The organism is Oscillatoria sp. FACHB-1406, assembly GCF_014698145.1.
Classification (GTDB): Bacteria; Cyanobacteriota; Cyanobacteriia; order Cyanobacteriales; family Spirulinaceae; genus FACHB-1406.
This window is the reverse complement of sequence record NZ_JACJSM010000022.1, coordinates 22,233-39,599: the sequence shown is the minus strand read 5'-3', so window position 1 is coordinate 39,599 and position 17,367 is coordinate 22,233. Positions and strand designations below refer to the sequence as shown.

The 17,367-nt window shown below is 49.7% G+C and carries 13 protein-coding genes and 1 tRNA gene; 8 read left to right on the top strand and 6 right to left on the bottom strand.

The features are described from left to right. Positions 1 to 97: 97 nt before the first annotated feature. Positions 98 to 880 carry a hypothetical protein gene (locus H6G50_RS18600; RefSeq protein WP_199303220.1) on the bottom strand — a complete coding sequence of 261 codons (783 nt, stop codon included), beginning with the start codon at positions 878 to 880 and terminating at the stop codon, positions 98 to 100. Positions 881 to 1,045: 165 nt separating this feature from the next. Here H6G50_RS18600 and H6G50_RS18595 point away from each other — a divergent pair, with 165 nt between their 5' ends. From H6G50_RS18595 to H6G50_RS18575, 5 genes are all read left to right on the top strand, one after another. Beyond that, on the top strand, positions 1,046 to 1,681 hold the full coding sequence (locus tag H6G50_RS18595; protein WP_190719582.1) for an SGNH/GDSL hydrolase family protein: 636 nt from the start codon (positions 1,046 to 1,048) through the stop codon (positions 1,679 to 1,681). 605 nt (positions 1,682 to 2,286) lie between these two features. Then, positions 2,287 to 3,264, top strand: a complete 978-nt coding sequence (locus H6G50_RS18590; RefSeq protein ID WP_190719578.1) for a protochlorophyllide reductase — start codon at positions 2,287 to 2,289, stop codon at positions 3,262 to 3,264. A gap of 318 nt (positions 3,265 to 3,582) precedes the next feature. Next, positions 3,583 to 6,489, top strand: a complete 2,907-nt coding sequence (locus tag H6G50_RS24265) for a hypothetical protein (protein WP_242032894.1) — start codon at positions 3,583 to 3,585, stop codon at positions 6,487 to 6,489. 292 nt (positions 6,490 to 6,781) lie between these two features. After that, positions 6,782 to 7,447, top strand: a complete 666-nt coding sequence (locus H6G50_RS18580; RefSeq protein ID WP_190719574.1) for a sulfotransferase family 2 domain-containing protein — start codon at positions 6,782 to 6,784, stop codon at positions 7,445 to 7,447. A gap of 4 nt (positions 7,448 to 7,451) precedes the next feature. Continuing rightward, complete coding sequence (locus H6G50_RS18575; RefSeq protein ID WP_190719570.1) at positions 7,452 to 8,714, top strand: recombinase family protein; 1,263 nt, start codon at positions 7,452 to 7,454, stop codon at positions 8,712 to 8,714. Positions 8,715 to 8,736: 22 nt separating this feature from the next. On the opposite strand, the gene H6G50_RS18570 is transcribed toward H6G50_RS18575, so the two are convergent. Beyond that, on the bottom strand, positions 8,737 to 8,988 hold the full coding sequence (locus H6G50_RS18570; RefSeq protein ID WP_190719565.1) for a hypothetical protein: 252 nt from the start codon (positions 8,986 to 8,988) through the stop codon (positions 8,737 to 8,739). A 289-nt stretch (positions 8,989 to 9,277) separates the two neighbouring features. Between H6G50_RS18570 and H6G50_RS18565 the strand changes: the two genes are divergently transcribed. From H6G50_RS18565 to H6G50_RS18555, 3 genes are all read left to right on the top strand, one after another. Further along, entirely contained in the window at positions 9,278 to 10,927 is a 1,650-nt protein-coding gene (locus H6G50_RS18565) for an AarF/ABC1/UbiB kinase family protein (protein ID WP_190719562.1), read from the top strand. A gap of 162 nt (positions 10,928 to 11,089) precedes the next feature. Beyond that, complete coding sequence (locus tag H6G50_RS18560; protein ID WP_190719710.1) at positions 11,090 to 11,659, top strand: Uma2 family endonuclease; 570 nt, start codon at positions 11,090 to 11,092, stop codon at positions 11,657 to 11,659. A gap of 71 nt (positions 11,660 to 11,730) precedes the next feature. Continuing rightward, a complete protein-coding gene (locus H6G50_RS18555) occupies positions 11,731 to 13,524 on the top strand; it encodes a sodium:solute symporter family protein (RefSeq protein ID WP_190719559.1) in 1,794 nt (597 codons plus the stop codon). Between the two features lie 178 nt (positions 13,525 to 13,702). Here the strand turns inward: H6G50_RS18555 and H6G50_RS18550 are convergent, their stop codons facing one another. From H6G50_RS18550 to H6G50_RS18535, 4 genes are all read right to left on the bottom strand, one after another. Beyond that, positions 13,703 to 14,920 carry a DNA cytosine methyltransferase gene (locus tag H6G50_RS18550; RefSeq protein ID WP_190719557.1) on the bottom strand — a complete coding sequence of 406 codons (1,218 nt, stop codon included), beginning with the start codon at positions 14,918 to 14,920 and terminating at the stop codon, positions 13,703 to 13,705. Between the two features lie 57 nt (positions 14,921 to 14,977). Next, entirely contained in the window at positions 14,978 to 16,231 is a 1,254-nt protein-coding gene (gene fabF / locus H6G50_RS18545; RefSeq protein ID WP_190719554.1) for a beta-ketoacyl-ACP synthase II, read from the bottom strand. Between the two features lie 203 nt (positions 16,232 to 16,434). Next, a complete protein-coding gene (acpP, locus tag H6G50_RS18540) occupies positions 16,435 to 16,674 on the bottom strand; it encodes an acyl carrier protein (RefSeq protein WP_190719551.1) in 240 nt (79 codons plus the stop codon). Positions 16,675 to 16,885: 211 nt separating this feature from the next. Beyond that, positions 16,886 to 16,959: transfer RNA gene (locus tag H6G50_RS18535), tRNA-Met, on the bottom strand. Between the last annotated feature and the right edge of the window lie 408 nt (positions 16,960 to 17,367).

Here is a 17,367-nt window from a genome sequence, read left to right as displayed (position 1 = left end):
TACTACCTTGGCGGGTGGAATTAAGTAGGGTGTCGTTAGCGAAGCGTAACGCACCGAAATGCAAACAATTTCAGCGTTTTTGACACAAATTAGGGGACTAATGCTGGGATCGTCGGCGTATCAATCCAACACCGATCGCGCCGAGAATCCAGCCCAAAGCGGGAATGCTAGATTCGGGAACGCTCGCTCGATCTAGACTTAAAGTATTAATGCCGATCGCGCGTCCGGGAACGGAAGTTTGAAACACGAGTTTGGAGATATTCGCCGTATCGCTGCGAACGCCGAGAAAGAGAGCGGAATTATCGAGAGTCACCGAAGAAGTTCCCGGTGCAGAAAATTCGCCCAATAAATTATTATCCTTATCAAAAGCCGAGATAAATCCCGTAAAGAACGGCGTATCGTCCGTAGCAATTTGCGTTCCCGCTGCTAATACGGGTTTATCGAAAGTAATCGTTAGTGGACCGGGGTTTCCGGGAGCGGGAAAACGTCCCGGCAGCAACCCGCTAAACAGAATAAAATCTCCGGGGGCAAAGTTAGTCGGAATCCCTTGGGGAGGCGGTAAAGTTTGGAAAACGAACGGCGGCGTAATTCCCGAACCGACGGGCGGGAAAGGAACATTGACATTTAATCCCAATCCTTGTTGGGACGTTGCCGAGAAGGAAAATGGGAGAAAATCCGATGCGTCAATTGGAGGCGCAAAAATTTTTCCCAAACTCGACCAATCCAGGCTATCGTTACTGTTGAATGCCGCGCGGTCGGTCGAGAAAGTGAGGGCGCGAACCGGAAGAGCTAACGCGATCGCAGCGCTAGAGGTTAGCAATATTCCTGTCGTTATTTTGCCCCAATTCGAGCCTTGTAAGATCGAGCTTCCACATTTCATGGCTAGATTCTGCTCCGATTGAAAACCTCTAGTCTAGTCCGATTGAAATCACAATTATCAACCTGTTACACTTTTTTGTAAACTAAAAAACACCCCTCTTCTCAACTTGCGTGGATTGTCGCTCTTGCTAATTCCTAGAGCTTATCGAAAACCCTAAAACCGACGATGCCTTACCATCCCGTTCTGCTCGGAGATTCAATTTTTGACAACGCTGCCTACGTTGAGGGCAAGCCCGATATCATTGCTCAACTTCGTTCTAAACTTCCGGTGGGAAGCCCAGCAACGCTTCTAGCGGTTGATGGAGCGAAGGCAGAAGATGCGATCGTTCAACTCAAACATATTCCTCAAGATGCAACTCATTTATTTCTCAGTGCAGGCGGAAATAATGCCTTAGCACAAGCTAGCATTTTAGAAGGAACTGCAACCTCTGTATCTGAAGTTTTAGCGAGATTCGTAGCCCTAGGTAAAGAGTTTCAGCAGCAATATAGCGCGATGTTACAATCTGTTTTAGGAGTGGGGTTGCCGACAACCGTTTGCACGATTTATTACCCCAATTTTAGCGAGCTTCGCTATCGGGAATTAGCAAGCGCAGCCTTAAGTTTTTTCAATGAAGTCATCCTGCGCGAGGCATCTTTTGCACGATTGCCGATTATCGATCTGCGACAGATATTCAGCGAACCCGAAGATTACGCAAACGCGATCGAACCGTCAGAGCGAGGGGGAGAAAAATTAACAAAAGTGATGCTCGATGTGTTGGAGAAGTATGATTTTAAATCGGGTCGGGTCGAGCTATTTTTTTAGTAGGACAAATCAGGGGAGTCCAACATTATCGTAATAAAGATATAGCGTTTTTCCTTTGCGTGAGGTACAGTTCCAAAAATCAAATCGGTAGGGGCGCGGATTTCGAGGTCGCCTCGAAATTAAACGCCGCCCCGTAGGGGCGAATGGTATTCGCCCGCTGGGTGTACCTTATCCATGTAAAAACTGCTATATATGATGTTCCCCAGTCCGATGAGGGCATCGCAATGCTTGGTTGAGTAAATCTCAAACCAATATTACATAACCCAACAATTATTAATTCGCGGTCATTGAACACTTCGGCAAGCTAAGCGTAGCACCTGCCGAAATGTAATTTATAATTTCTGGTCACAATCCTCTAATTTTAATGAGGAAAAAGTTGAGAAATACCAGCAACGATATTCAAGCCCCCGACGACTGTCGTGGGGTAATAATTACGAACTACGAATTATCAATTACGAATTATGTTGACCGTCGTGGGGTAATAATTACGAACTACGAATTATCAATTACGAATTATGTTGACGTGAATTTCAATGAAACGCGGGTCGCTTCAGGGTGTAAGATCGCTGAATTAGCAAACAGCAACGAACAAATTTTTAACGAAGATGGTACAAGATCGAACTCCAACCGTAATCGTTACAGGAGCCTCTTCCGGCGTAGGCTTATATACAACCAAGGCTTTAATCGAGCGAGGATATCACGTTGTTATGGCTTGCCGCAACTTGACACGGGCGGGCGAAGCAGCGCAAAAAGTCGGTTTGCCTCAAGGCAGCTACACGATTAAGCAGATTGATTTGGGCAATTTGGAAAGCGTGCGTCGGTTTGCACGGGAATTTAGCGCCAGCGGGCGATTATTTCAGGCTTTAGTCTGCAATGCGGCGATTTATATGCCCTTGCTTAAAGAACCGTTGCGCAGTCCAGAAGGATATGAGTTGACGATGACGACGAATCACCTCGGACATTTTCTGTTGTGCAATTTGCTGATGGACGATTTGAAAAAGTCGCCGCTTCCGGATAAACGTATGGTGATTTTAGGAACGGTAACGCACAATCCCGACGAACCGGGCGGTAAGGTATACCCGCGTCCGGATTTGGGAGAGTTAGAAGGCTTTGCGGCGGGGTTCAAAGATCCGATTACGATGGCGGATGGCAAGAAATTCGAGCCGGTGAAGGCTTATAAGGATAGTAAGGTGTGCAATGTGATGACGATGCGGGAGTTGCATCGCCGCTTCCACGATTCGACGGGAATTACGTTTAGCGCACTCTATCCGGGTTGCGTGGCGGATACCCCGCTGTTCCGCAATCATTACCCGCTGTTCCAGAAGCTCTTTCCGTTGTTCCAGAAGTATATTACTAAGGGCTATGTTTCTCAGGAGTTGGCGGGCGATCGCGTGGCGGCTGTTACAGTAGATCCGGAGTATCAACAATCGGGCGCATACTTTAGCTGGGGGAACCGCAACAGCAAAAATCGCAATGTGTTCGTACAGAAGGTTTCGCCGCAAGCGCGCGATGACGAACGCGCCGTGCGCTTGTGGGATTTGAGCGCCAATTTGGTGGACTGCGAAACGGCAGTTGTTAATTGACAATTGACAATTGACAATGAATAATGGGCAATTGACCCATTGATAATTGCTAATACCAATTCTCATTTTAATGCACTAAATTTTGTCTGTAGGGGCATAACACTGTTATGCCCTCGCTCTAGGGAATCGTGCAAAACCTATGGGAATTGGTATAACAAACAAAAGATAACGAAGAGTTCGTGCTTTGCAATTAACAGTCATCTCATCCAAAACAAAGGAGAAAGCATGACTTAAAGGAAGGTAATTTCTAGGTTGCAAAACAAGTTGTTTGTTGAATGAATTATCAATCATCAATTGTCCATTATCAATTGATTGCAAATGGAAGCTTTAGCCTACCCCCATTCCTACGAAGTTTACGAACGAGAGGTTGGAGTTGAAGTCAATCTGTCCGAACGATTGTGGAATTGGCGCGTAGTGCCGAGTGCTTTTGGCTTGCATTTACTGGCTGTCGCGGCGCTAGTTCTCCTCGTCACGCCGCCGGATTTTGCCCGCGCTAATGGCGAATTGCTAGCGACGGGCGAAGAGACGTTCCGTACAGCAGAACCCTTAGAGAGTGCAACTCAACCTCTCCCAGAAGAACCGCCCCAAGCCGCAGAACTTCGCGAAGAACTCCGCCAACTTTCGCAACAAAAGACAGATTTTCTTTCCGAAGGGACGAATGCCGCCGCCGCCGCCGCAGAATTGGCGAAAACGGCTAAAACTGAGGCAGAATGGGATAACGTCGAGAAGTTTTGGCAGCAAGCGATCGCAGCGATGAAATCCGTGCAAAAGAGCGATCGCGATTATGCCCTCGCCCAACAGAAAATTAGCGAATATCAAACCAACCTCGAACGCGCGCGCCAAGAACCGAAAACCCTGCCCCAAAAACCGCCAGAACGCCCAGAACCGAAGCAAGAAGCCCCCTCTCCCACCCCCGTACAGTCCCCCGATCGCGCTGCCCAAAAACCGCTAGAACCGCCAGAATCGAGCCAGGTGCAATCGGATTTCTTCTATGAAGGGACGAATGCAGCCGCTGCTGCCGCAGAATTGGCGAAAACGGCTAAAAGCGAGGCAGAATGGGATAACGTCGAGAAGTTTTGGCAGCAAGCGATCGCAGCGATGAAATCCGTCCCGGAAAGCGATCGCGATTATGCCCTCGCCCAACAGAAAATTAGCGAGTATCAAACCAACCTCGAACGCGCGCGCCAAGAACCGAAAACCCTGCCCCAAAAACCGCCAGAACGCCCAGAACCGAAGCAAGAAGCCCCCTCTCCCACCCCCGTACAGTCCCCCGATCGCGCCGCCCAAAAACCGCTAGAACGCCCGGAACCAAAGCAAGAAGCCCCCTCTCCCGCCCCAGTACAGTCCCCCGATCGCGCCGCCGTTCCCCCAGCACCATCCGCGCCCCAAACACCGGAAGAAACACCAGCATCAAAGCCACCTCAAAGCGAGGAACAGAGTCAAAAGTCTCCTTCTCCTGCTGCCGAACCCGTCCCCGAAAGTCCTGATGTAGCGCTGCCGCCGGATTTCTTCTACGAAGGGGCCAATGCCGCCGCCGCCGCCGCAGAATTGGCGAAAACGGCAAAAACTGAGGCAGAATGGCAAAATGTTGCTAAGTTCTGGCAGCAAGCGATCGCGGCGATGGAATCGGTTCCAAAAGGCGATCGCGATTATGCCCTCGCCCAGCAGAAAATTAGCGAATATCGCGCCAATCTCGAAACGGCAAAACAGCAACCGAGCAAAAACGCCCGTTCTCAGCCTGCTGCCCCCTCTAGCGCGCTAAAACCGGCGGAAAAAGTAGCACCGCCCCCCCCGAAAACCGATTACTTCTATCAAGGCGCGAATGCCGCAGCGATCGCCGCCCAACTCGCGCAGACGGCTAAAACCCCCGATGATTGGGATAAAGTCGAACAAGCATGGCAAAAAGCGATCGCAGCAATGAAATCCGTACCCAAGAGCGATCGCGATTATCCCCTTGCCCAGCAAAAATTGCGAGAGTACGAAAACGCGATCGAGTATGCCCGACGGATGCCCGATGACTTCAGCAAAGGCATCCAAGCAGCAGAACAAGCCGTAGAACTGGGAAAAACAGCCAAAACGCAAAGCGAGTGGCAAACCATCGCCCAAAATTGGCAACGCGCGATCTCAGCCATGAAAGCCGTTCCGCCGGGACATTCCCAGTTCGCGATCGCATCGCAAAAAATTATTGAATACGAATACTACCTCGACTCCATCAAAGAAAAGTTGCAATCTGCCATCTCGCCCATGACGTTTGAAAAGGCGATTCGCGGCAATCTTTCCCCCAAATCAATCGTTTATTCCGGACGAGGAAAATTTTTCGTACAAAACATGATGTACGGACACACCATCGCCGTCTACAACCAACAATACGAACTAATTAGAACCCTCTCCGATGCCGTCAAACTCTCCGACTTTGGCTACAAAGACTATCCCGGTACTTATCGCGGCGCGCCCGTCGAAGCAGCATTCTCCCACAGCGGACAATACGCTTGGGTATCCAACTACCAAATGTACGGTTCCGGCTTCGGCAATCCAGGAGACGATCGCTGTTCCCCAGAAGCAAAACACGATCCTAGCTTCCTCTACCGCATCAATACCGATACGATTAATATCGAGAAAGTCATCAAAGTCGGTTCCGTCCCCAAATACGTTGCCGTCACCCCAGATAACCAATATGTCCTCGCCAGCAATTGGTGTAGCTGGGATTTAAGCGTTGTCGATCCCGAAAAAAACCAAGAAATTCGCCGCATTCCGCTAGGCGCATATCCGCGCGGTATCGCAGTTGATTCCAATTCCACCCGCGCCTATGTCGCCGTCATGGGTTCGAGTAACATCGCAATTGTTAACTTAAAAAACTTCTCCGTCGATTGGATAAAAAATGTCGGGGCAGGACCGCGCCACCTCAATCTTTCACCAGATAATCGCTACCTTTACGCCAGTTTAAATAGCGAAGGAACTATTGCAAAAATCGACTTGAGTACCAACGAATGGCAAAAGGTTAGAACGGGTAATGCCCCACGCAGCATGGTTCTTTCTGCCGATGGGCAATTTCTCTATGTCGTTAACTATTTCTCAAATACCGTTAGTAAAGTCCGTACTAGCGATCTGAAAGTCCTGCAAAGCCTGCCCACCGATACCCATCCCATTGGGATTACCTACGATCCCGATACTCAACAAGTTTGGGTCGTCTGTTATTCGGGAAGTATCATGATTTTCCAGGATTGAGAGAATATGATAAATTATAAAGTAAATCTTAAGACTCGAACAGCCCGCTCGAACTATCAATACCATCAACGGTTAGTCTAGCCCAGATAACCATCAATACCTACTAAAATACAAACCAAATAGTTAAAGCTCTGGCAGACAAAGCTTTAACTAACATCTGCTTAAAATCATTGCAGGAAAAATTTTTTACATTTTTACTTCCCTCAGAGAAAAATAAATTTAAATAACGCTGTTCTTTTCCGAAACCACACAAAATTACACGCCGATTCTGCTACGCACTGGAGAATAAATAATGATCGATCGCACCAGAAAGCTAATTTTTATCCATATTTCTCGAACCGGTGGAACGAGCATCGAAACCGCCCTAGCAGGGAAAGATTGGTGGCTAATCGATGCGCCCACCAAACACATTACAGCAGCGCAAGCCCGCCAGCTTTATGGAGAAAAAATTTGGAATAGCTACACCAAGTTTTCTGTGGTGAGAAATCCTTGGGATCGCATTGTCTCAATGTGGGCTTGTAAGTGGTGGCATCAGGCAGCAAACTTAAACGAAGACTGTTCCTTTGAAACGTTTATTAAAAAATTAAGACCGCACTCTAACGAAACTTATAAAACCTTGTTTTACAATGATATCTTGAACGAAGAGTTGGATTTTACGCTGCGATTTGAAACGCTACAGCAAGATTTTAGTGCGATGTTGAACAAGATTGGAGCGAGCGATATATTGCTGCCGCACATTGAAAAAAGAGAACACAAACATTATACGGCGATGTACAATTTAAAAGAACGAAAATTAGTAGCCAATTTATTTAAAAAGGATATTTACAGATTTGGCTATAAATTCCCAGAGTACATCGAATCATCCTTGACTGAGTGCAAAAAAACCGAAACAAAACCAATCGAGTGGATTACAAATAGCGCTAAGATTCTGAAAGCGAAATTGCTAACAAGCTCTTAAAATTGTGTCCGTCATTGCTTACCTATACGGCGAACCGCTCCTCGATTCTCTCGCCGATGCAAAAATTGAGGGAATTCATGTCGATCGCGTTTACCAAGATAGATGCGATCGCAGCCAGTGGCAACAACTCCTCGCCGATAGCGAAAAGCAGCCGCCAGAATGCTTGCTAGTTCGCCGCTTAGACGAACTCGGCGATAATCTCGAGGAAATCGATCGCGCCCTCGCCCAACTCGAAGCCCTCCAAATCCCCTTCATCGCTGCCGAAACCGCCGACAATCGCACCGCACCACTCTCGCTAGTCCACAATCTCCACCGCCATCGCCTGCGCCAAGGACACGCCCGCAACCGCATTAAAGCACTGCCACCGCCTGGAAAAGCCTGCTACGGCTATCGGCGCGGCAAAGATCGCTATATCCTCGATCGCAGTACCGCCCCCGTCGTTAAAGATTTTTTCGATCGCTACCTCCTTTTCGGTTCCCTGCGCGGTGCAGTGCGCTACCTCGAACAAAAGTACGGTAAAAAAATCTCAGTGACAACCGGGCGGCGCTGGCTTGCTAATCCCGTATATCGCGGCGATACCGCCTATCAAACCGGCGAAGTCATTCCCGATACCCACGCACCGATCCTCTCGCGCGAAGAAGCCGCTCAAATCGATCGCTTATTGCGCCGCAACCGCCGCTTACCCCCCCGAACCGCTAGCGCACCGCGATCGCTCGCCGGACTCGTGTTCTGCCAGCAATGCCAATCGCCTACCACCATTACTCGCGTTGCCCCGCGCGGCAAATCGCAAGAATATCTCTACTTACGCCCCGTTTGCTGCACAAAAAATCCAAAATGTCAAGCAATTCCTTATGGGGAATTGCTCGAGCGCGCGATCGCTTGCATTTGCGAGCAACTGCCCCGCGCCGTCGCTAACTTGCAAGGCTCGCCAATTCGCACCATTAGCGAGCGATTAGCCGCTCAAATTGCTCAAAAAGAAGAGATAATCGCACAAATCCCCACCTTGGTCGAAAAAGAAATCTTAGATGAAGAAACCGCAGACTTGCGCCGTTATAACTTGCGCGCCGAAATCGCCCGCCTGCGGCAAAGCTTAGCTGAACTTCCCCCTCCCAATCTCGACGCGATCGCGCAAACCGTCTCAATCCCTCAGTTCTGGTTTGACCTCTCAGAAGCAGAACGCCGCTTCTACTTCCGCGAATTTCTCCGTCAAATCGAAATCGTTCGCGATGGTCGAAATTGGACGCTGGAGCTAATCTTTATCTTTTAGAGTCGAAATATTGGTACAGAAGCTACAGACTGTAATCGGTGTCTGGTGCAATTTCAATACCGCGTTCTAGCGAAGTTGGGCGATCGCGGACTAAATCATTCAGATCGTCAATCGAAATCCCCATCTGCTGACAAGCCTTGTCGAGACTCTGCCAAAAAGCCTCGACATCTTTGCCATACCCACATTGTCGCGCCGTCACTTCAATGCCCGACTTGGCATTAGCGCTAGCACAATCAACTAATTCAATACCCTCTAGCGGTTTTGATGCTGCCATTATGATAAAATCCTCAAAATTGAGTTCGATAAGCTCATTGAGCCGCTACAGTTTCAAACTATCAGTCTCAAAGAGCGATCGGAGCTTTTTCTAGTCATGCCAAGCACAATAACCGAGCGCGCTCTTCGTTCCGTCCTTCGCGAGTTAGAACCCAAGATTTAACCTAGGGAAGATGTACGCCCGATTTCCAAAGCGGTAAGCTCTCTACAGATTGGCGAAGCAGAGGAGCGCAAGACCTAAAAATTGTAGCCTAAACTCAAAATTAGATTAAAAATTATTAAATTATTAAATGTTTTCGCTGACTAAAAATGTTTCTCGACAGGGAGAAATTTTAGAAGTAGTCCTGCGTAACGGTTGGGGCTATATGCGCGGGCTACTCGTCGGGGGTAAGTCCGGCGAACCGCGATTGCCTTCCCCGGAAACCCTACGCAAGATTCTCGTTGAATTAGGCCCCGTTTACGTCAAACTGGGTCAGTTACTCTCCACCCGTCCCGACGTGCTGCCAGCGCGCTATATCGAAGCGCTGACGGACTTACAAGCTAACGTTCCTCCCGCGCCCTGGATTGAGGTTGAAGCGCTACTGCGACAAGAGTTAGGTAAACCGCTTGAAGAAGTGTTTGCGCGAGTCGGTTCGGAGGCGATCGCAGCCGGTTCTATCGGTCAAGTCTACCGCGCTACCCTCGCCGACGGTCGCGAAGTTGCCCTCAAAGTCCAACGTCCGGGGATCGATATTATCGTCGCCCAAGATGTTGCCCTGATTAAAGGGTTAGCCGAACTCGTCTCGATAACGGAAACCGGCAAAGACTTCGATATCGTCACCCTCGCCGACGAATTCACCTCCGCCCTACAATCGGAACTCAACTTTCTCGAAGAAGCCGATTATACCGATCGCTTGCGGGAAAATCTCGCCAAAAGTCGCTGGTTTGAGGCCAATCGCATCACGACTCCCGGCGTTTATTGGGAACTGAGTACCCCCAAACTTTTGGTATTAGAATGGCTGAACGGTCAACCGTTGCTTGCTTCGCAACTCGCCCTCGCACAGTCGGGAATGGAAGGGCAAGAACGACGCAGCGAAGTTACTTCGTTAATCTTTCGCGCCTTCGTCCAGCAGTTTTATATCGACGGCTTCTTTCACGCCGACCCGCATCCCGGTAATATTTTTTACCTCGATGATGGGCGAGTAGCCCTCCTCGATTGCGGGATGGTGGGACAAATCGATCCGCGATCGCAACAAATTTTAACCGAATTGCTCCTCGCCGTCGTCGATCTCGACGCGCAGCGATGCAGCCAACTAACGCTCAAACTTTCGCAACAAGGCAGCAAACTCATTAATTTAGAGCGTTTAGAAGGCGATTTCAGCCGAATGTTGCGGAAATATCACAGCCTCAATTTATCGCAAATTAACTTCAGCGAAATCATCTACGAAGCCTTACAAGTCGCCCGCAATAATAAAATTCGCCTGCCGGGAAGTATGGGATTATTTGCTAAATCCCTGGCGAACTTAGAAGGCTTAGCGCGCGGTTTCGACCCCGAGATTAACTTCCTCGATGAAGTCAAACCCTTACTCACCGATTTGTTCCGCCGCCAACTACTGGGGACTAATCCCCTGCAAACACTGTTGAGAACGGCTTTAGATCTTAAAAGTTTATCGTTGCGATCGCCCCAGCAACTCGACGTACTCTTGGAGCGCATGACCTCGGAAACCTTAAACTGGAACTTCAATATCCGCGAACTCAACGGCTTGCGACGCAGTTTAGACGATTCTGCTAACCGTTTATCCTTTAGCATTCTCGTCGGTTCCCTGATTATGGGCGCGGCGATTATCTCCTCCGGCGCGCAAACGCCTCAACTCTCGATTATTCCCAATATTCTGTTTACGGCGGCTTCGTTTTTGGGATTGTGGTTGATTTTTAGTATTTTGCGATCGGGTTTGCGTTAGAAATTATTGCTAAATTATTGACTTCCTCAAACGAGGTTGCGATCGAATCGCACCGAAACCGCTATCTTTAAAAATCAATCTTCTAAATCGCCCCCAAAAATTCGCCCCTACCCCTCGATCTATCGATCGCTGTACGGGCAGGAAAACCCCGCCCTTACCGAAATGACCTCAACTCTACCCCCCCCCACTCAACTCCCACTCGACGAATTTCTCCAACAACCTGAAACCCAACCGGCACGCGAATATATCGACGGTAAAATCTACTCAAAACCGATGCCTCAAGGCGAACACAGCATCCTACAAATTCGCTTGGGAACAGCTATCAACGAACTCGGACTTCCTCAAAAATCCGTCCACGCTTTCACTGAATTACGCTGTACCTTCGGCGGACTTTCCCTCGTCCCCGACCTTTCTGTCTTTGAATGGTCAAGACTTCCTAAAACAGCTAACGGTCGAATTGCCAACAAATTTGAAATTCCGCCCGACTGGACGATTGAAATTCTTTCCCCCGAACAGTCGCCCAATCGCGTGATTCGGAAAATTGTATTCTGTCTTCAACACGGAACTCAACTGGGATGGTTTATCGATCCCGAAGACGAATCGATCGCAATCTTTCAACCCGGACAATTGCCAGAATTCAAACAAGGAAGCGATCGCTTGACCGTTCTCCAAGTGCTGGGAGATTGGAAACTTTCGGCGGCTGAAGTGTTTAGCTGGCTGAGGATCGACTAATCTCATTTTTGTCCGGTGGGCATTATTGAACCCCAACTATGGCAAGATAAATCCAGTTTATCGGTAGTTGAATGCAAACTGTTGATTGGATCGTCGTTCTCCTATACCTCATTGCCTCAATGGGGATTGGGTTATATCTGTCGCGCCAAGGCTCGAAGAGTTTGGTAGACTTTTTCGTATCGGGGCGATCGCTCCCTTGGTGGTTGGCTGGTTCCAGTATGGCAGCGACAACCTTTTCCATCGATACCCCTCTCTACGTGGCGGGTCTTGTCGGCAACCGAGGCATTGCGGGGAATTGGGAATGGTGGAGTTTCGGCATTTCCCACATCATTATGGTCTACGTTTTTGCCCGGATGTGGCGGCGTAGCGAAGTGATTACCGATGCGGAACTCACCGAACTGCGCTACGGCGGCAAAACAGCAGCCGTGTTGCGCGGCGTGAAGGCGTTCCTGTTTGCAGTACCGATTAACTGTATCGGCATCGGTTACGCCATGCTTGCTGCGGTGAAAGTTGTCGATGCGTTGGAAGTTTGGCAGAGTTTCGGCATTCAACCGGGAGACAATCTTAAGTTTTTAAGCGTGGTGGGAATCAGCGTTTTAGTGCTGATTTACGCCGGTTTTGCGGGGTTGTGGGGCGTAGTAACGACGGATTTCTTCCAACTGGTTTTGGCTTTGATTGGGGCGGTTTTAGTGGCATTTTATTCGATTGGTAGCGATCGCGTTCCCAACATCCAAGCCTTAATTCCCGCCGCCCAACAAGCAACTCAATTCGACGTTCTCTCCTTCTTTCCCTTCCAATTCAGCGCGGGCGGTTTGCAATGGAGCGATGTTGCCGGAATTAGCGCCAGTACCTTTGCTGCCTATATGTTAGTGCAATGGTGGTCGTGGCGGCGCAGCGATGGCGGCGGCGAGTTTATTCAACGCTTGATTGCTGCTAAAGATGAAGCCGAAGCGGAAAAGTCGGCGTGGCTGTTTAATATCCTCAACTACGTGGTGCGGACTTGGCCTTGGATTCTCGTTTCCCTCGTTGCACTCGTCGTCTACCCAGATTTACAAGACCGCGAGTTAGGCTACCCGAAATTAATGCTTGACTTTTTGCCACCTGTCGTGCTGGGGATAGTCGTCTCTTCTCTGATTGCGGCTTTCATGAGTACGGTTTCAACTTCGATCAACTGGGGTGCATCCTTTGTCACCAACGACCTCTATCGACGCTTTGTGAAGCCAGAAGCCAGTCAAGACGAGTTAGTTTGGGTGGGGCGCATTGCTTCGGTGTTAGTGACGGCATTGGGGGCTGTGGCGGCGTATTATGCAAAAGATGTGGCGACGGTCTTTCGTTTGGTGATCGCGATTGGGACGGGTTCGGGGCTGGTACTCATCCTGCGCTGGTTTTGGTGGCGCGTCAATGCAGCCGCAGAACTGGCAGCCATTGTTGGCAGTTTTACCGTCGGTTTAGTCACTAGCACCGTTCCGCAATTCAAAATTGAAGATTTCGGGCTGCGCTTGGCGTTTATTACCGTCACCGTTGGCATTTTTTGGATTGCGGCAATGTTTCTGACGCGGGCAGAATCCGAGGAAACGCTCGATGAATTCTATCGTCGCGTGCGTCCGGCGGGACCGGGTTGGAAGCGACAGCAGCAACGCACGGGAATCTCGCCGGTTCAGGATTTGGGCTTGGATTTGCTTAAGGTGATGGCGGCGATTTTACTGCTGTTTGGGTCGATGTTCGCGATCGGCGGTTTCTTGTTACTGCAACCGCTAACGGGCTGGATTTCGCTAATTATTGCCGTATTGGGCGGTTTCTGGTTGCGCCAACTCAGCAAGCGCAAAATTCCTCCTGCTATGCGTCCGGGAATAATTGACAATTGACAATGGATAATGGATAACGATCGGAAAAAGTGAGTTACGGCGTGCCTAAGAATCTGTTCTTTTTTCCGATTAAATGCGAATTGTAATACCAATTGCCAGTCCTGATGCACCAAATTTTAATTGACAATGGATAACGATCGCGGAAAGTGAGTTACGGCGCGCCCAAAAATCTGTTCCTTTAACTGAAATGGCGCGCTGCTTGTTTCGGTGTTAGATACAGCAGTTGCCTCTCTCCTAACGGCAGGATCGGTCTGGGGAGAACGGGTTCTACTCCTAGCGCCTGTAAAATTTGACGGGCGATCGCGCGGGCTAAGAGGGGTGGGACGGCATTCCCCACTTCCCGAAATCCATGCCATTTGGTCGCGTGCAGGCGAAACCAATCGGGAAAGGAGTGCAAGCGGGCTGCTTCGCGCACGGAAATCACGCGATGATATTCGGGATGGAGGGGACGCGCGGCGGTATGCGCGCCGCGTTCGGATCCGGTTCCCGCACGCAACGTTACCGATCGCCCTTCCCAGTCTAAACGGTAAAAGTGCGAGGGACCATCCTGCTTTCCAGGCGGCAAGAGGCTAAAGCGCTCGATAATGGCTGGGGTATGCTGCGTTTGTCGCGAACAAGTCAGCAAGCTGGGATTCCAGTGACGGCGGTACGCATAATCTTGTGTATCTGTCAACCGTCGTCGCATTGTTTTGGCATAATTGCTCGCATTTTGATTTAAATACCGAATTTGCGAGCGGGCGAGTAGCACTTCATCAGTTTTAGCCAGTTCGGGGAAGCTATCGAGGTTAGGTAAATCTGCGATCGCGTCTCGAATGCTAACTTTGGGGCGATCGAGCGGTTGAGGATAACTCACCAGTCGTTCCCCCAGCCGCGCCCCCAACAAAAACAAGCGCGAGCGATTCTGCGGTACGCCAAAATCAGCAGCATTCAAGATCCGAACCGGCTCGGTAATTTTGTAACCGAGATCGCGCAGATCGTGCTTGAGTCGCCGCAATAACGTCTTATTCTGCCCTTGGGTTAAACCGGGGACGTTTTCCATCACGAAATAACGCGGTTGCAGGACGCTCACCCAGCGACAGAAATGAAAAATCAAGCTGTTACGATCGTCCTTGAGATTGTGCAGTCCTGCCGTCGAAAACCCCTGACAGGGCGGTCCTCCGACTAGCAAGTCTGGGGTGCGATCGCACAATCCGCGAATTTGGGCAGCATCGAAGGTTGAAATATCTGCCTGCAAGACGCGAGTGCGGGGAAAGTTAAAAGCATGAACGGCAGCATGGATTGGATCGTATTCTACGGCGATCGCAACATCAAATCCAGCTTGCTCGACTCCTAGAGAAAACCCGCCCGCACCGGCAAACAAATCTATTGCAATCGGTCTGCCCGTCTTTGTCGCCATCCCTTAATGTTTTCCTTGCCAGCCCGGGAACCGGAAATTAAATTTTTAATCTTTAATTTACTCCACGTATTTCTGAAATGCCAAGGTGACATTATGACCGCCGAATCCAAACGAGTTGGAGAGGGCGACATGAATCGGCAATTCGCGGAAGACGTGGGGAATGTAATCAAGATTGCACTCGGCATCTGGATTTGCCAAATTAATCGTCGGCGGGGCTTTATCGTTAGCGACAGCCATTACGGTTGCCACGGCTTCGATGCCTCCAGAACCGCCCAATAAGTGACCCGTCATCGATTTCGTCGAACTAATCGCCGCATGGTAAGCCGCATCGCCCAAGGCTTTCTTAATCGCTTTGGTTTCGGTTACGTCATTGGCTGCGGTACTGGTTCCGTGAGCGTTAATATAATTAACTTGTTCGGGAACGAGGTTGCCATCTTTTAAGGCTAGCGCGATCGCGCGAGTTGCGCCCAAACCTTCAGGAACCGGAGCCGTCATGTGGTAAGCATCGCAGGTCGTTCCGTAACCGACCATTTCCGCATAGATGCGAGCGCCGCGAGCTAAAGCGGATTCTAGTTCTTCTAGGATCAGAATTCCGCAACCTTCACCCATAACAAAGCCATCGCGATCGCGATCGAACGGACGACTGGCATGAGTCGGATCGTCGTTGCGCGTCGAAAGCGCCCGCGCTGCGGCAAAGCCCGCGACTGAAAGGGGCGTAACTGCGGCTTCGGTTCCCCCGCAGATCATGGCGCGAGCGTAGCCCCGTTGCACCAAGCGAAAAGCATCGCCAATTGCGTTCGAGCCAGCCGCACAGGCCGTTACCGTACAAGAATTCGGGCCTTTCGCTCCGGTATGAATCGCCGTCAATCCCGCCGCCATATTCGCAATCATCATCGGAATCATGAACGGGCTACAGCGATCGGGACCTTTCTCGAGATAAATCGTCTGCTGGTCTTCCATCACTTTAATCCCGCCTACGCCCGTCCCGATAAGAACGCCAACCTCTTCAGCGTTGAGATCGTTAATAACCAAGCCCGCATCAGCAAGCGCTTGTTTGCTGACCGCAACTGCAAACTGCGAGAATCGATCCATGCGCTTGGCTTCTTTGCGCTCCATATGCTGGTTGGGGTCAAAATTTTTCACTTCCCCAGCAAACCGACAAGCGTGTTTGGAAGCATCGAACAGCGTAATCGGTCCGATGCCATTGCGCCCGTCGAGCAAACCTTCCCAGTAGTCGGTCAGGGTATTTCCAATCGGGGTAAGCGCGCCTAACCCCGTCACAACAACGCGCTTGAGTTGCAAGTTTGTCATGGTAATCGATCTCTTATGAGGGCTTTTTGCCCGGAATGCAGAAGTTAAAAGAACAGACAGCTACCCGCAGGTGTTGCTTTCCGGTTGGGAATTGATAAGACGAGCGATCGGCGATTTAGCAATCCGATCCGCCCCCTAGAGAACGCGATCGAGCGGCTCGGTTACTTTCCCCCCCGGTTAAGATTTTCAATTCAAGCACTCGGCTATTTCTGCGATGCAATATAATCCACAGCTTTTTGAACCGTATCGATTTGCTCTGCGTCTTCGTCGGCAATTTCGACACCAAATGCTTCTTCAAAAGCCATCACCAATTCCACCGTATCGAGGGAATCCGCCCCTAGATCTCCGGCGAAGGTCGCTTCCGGTGTAACTTTCGACGGTTCAACTTCTAGTTGTTCGGCAACAATGCTTTGAACTTTATCAAAAATTTCTGTATTGGTCATTTTTTCTCTCAATCTCAACAAGCGTACTGTAAAGACAGCACTCGGGGTGCTTAGCATTTTTCATCTTATCGGAAAGAGGGACACAATCAGCAATCAGTTCTCGTTTGCAAGGTCTAGTGCGGCAAAACAAACTTTTCCTGATAACTTTGACCCAAACAAATTTCCCCAACAACCTTAACGTTGCTGGGGAAATCTTACATTCTTTTAAAGGTGGCGGGAGGCGGATTTGAACCACCGACCTTCGGGTTATGAGCCCGACGAGCTACCAGACTGCTCTATCCCGCGTCGCCTTTTCTAGTATAGCAAGAATTTCAAATAACGCAAGGGGGTGAGTAAAAATAAAATCAGTCTCTTCCTTCAAATCCAAAATTGCCGTCAGTTACAGCGTTCTCACCCTCCCATCACACCCAACAACAGTGAAGTTACGCAAAACTTCCCCCTTTACTCTTATTTTTTCCAGGTAGATTAACAATCACCGAGCGTATATTTGCGTAACCCTCGTCTAAAAGAGGGGGTGGATGCTCGTTCGATCCCTAATGGCAAAACCTGGTTAGATGGCATAAACTCGAGGCGCAATCCGTAAAAATCTGCCCTCGCCATCCCAATCGAAAAGTTGACAGGAGCGGAACCCTCGATCGATTGAATAAATTTAATCGATCGCGATTGCAGCCTTGCCGGTCGGGCAGCAAATGC

Coding starts and splice junctions, on each gene's coding strand:
- H6G50_RS18600 (WP_199303220.1), bottom strand. CDS start 880: ATGAAATGTGGAAGCTCGATCTTACAAGGCTCGAATTGGGGCAAAATA.
- H6G50_RS18595 (WP_190719582.1), top strand. CDS start 1,046: ATGCCTTACCATCCCGTTCTGCTCGGAGATTCAATTTTTGACAACGCT.
- H6G50_RS18590 (WP_190719578.1), top strand. CDS start 2,287: ATGGTACAAGATCGAACTCCAACCGTAATCGTTACAGGAGCCTCTTCC.
- H6G50_RS24265 (WP_242032894.1), top strand. CDS start 3,583: ATGGAAGCTTTAGCCTACCCCCATTCCTACGAAGTTTACGAACGAGAG.
- H6G50_RS18580 (WP_190719574.1), top strand. CDS start 6,782: ATGATCGATCGCACCAGAAAGCTAATTTTTATCCATATTTCTCGAACC.
- H6G50_RS18570 (WP_190719565.1), bottom strand. CDS start 8,988: ATGGCAGCATCAAAACCGCTAGAGGGTATTGAATTAGTTGATTGTGCT.
- H6G50_RS18565 (WP_190719562.1), top strand. CDS start 9,278: ATGTTTTCGCTGACTAAAAATGTTTCTCGACAGGGAGAAATTTTAGAA.
- H6G50_RS18560 (WP_190719710.1), top strand. CDS start 11,090: ATGACCTCAACTCTACCCCCCCCCACTCAACTCCCACTCGACGAATTT.
- H6G50_RS18555 (WP_190719559.1), top strand. CDS start 11,731: ATGCAAACTGTTGATTGGATCGTCGTTCTCCTATACCTCATTGCCTCA.
- H6G50_RS18550 (WP_190719557.1), bottom strand. CDS start 14,920: ATGGCGACAAAGACGGGCAGACCGATTGCAATAGATTTGTTTGCCGGT.
- fabF (WP_190719554.1), bottom strand. CDS start 16,231: ATGACAAACTTGCAACTCAAGCGCGTTGTTGTGACGGGGTTAGGCGCG.
- acpP (WP_190719551.1), bottom strand. CDS start 16,674: ATGACCAATACAGAAATTTTTGATAAAGTTCAAAGCATTGTTGCCGAA.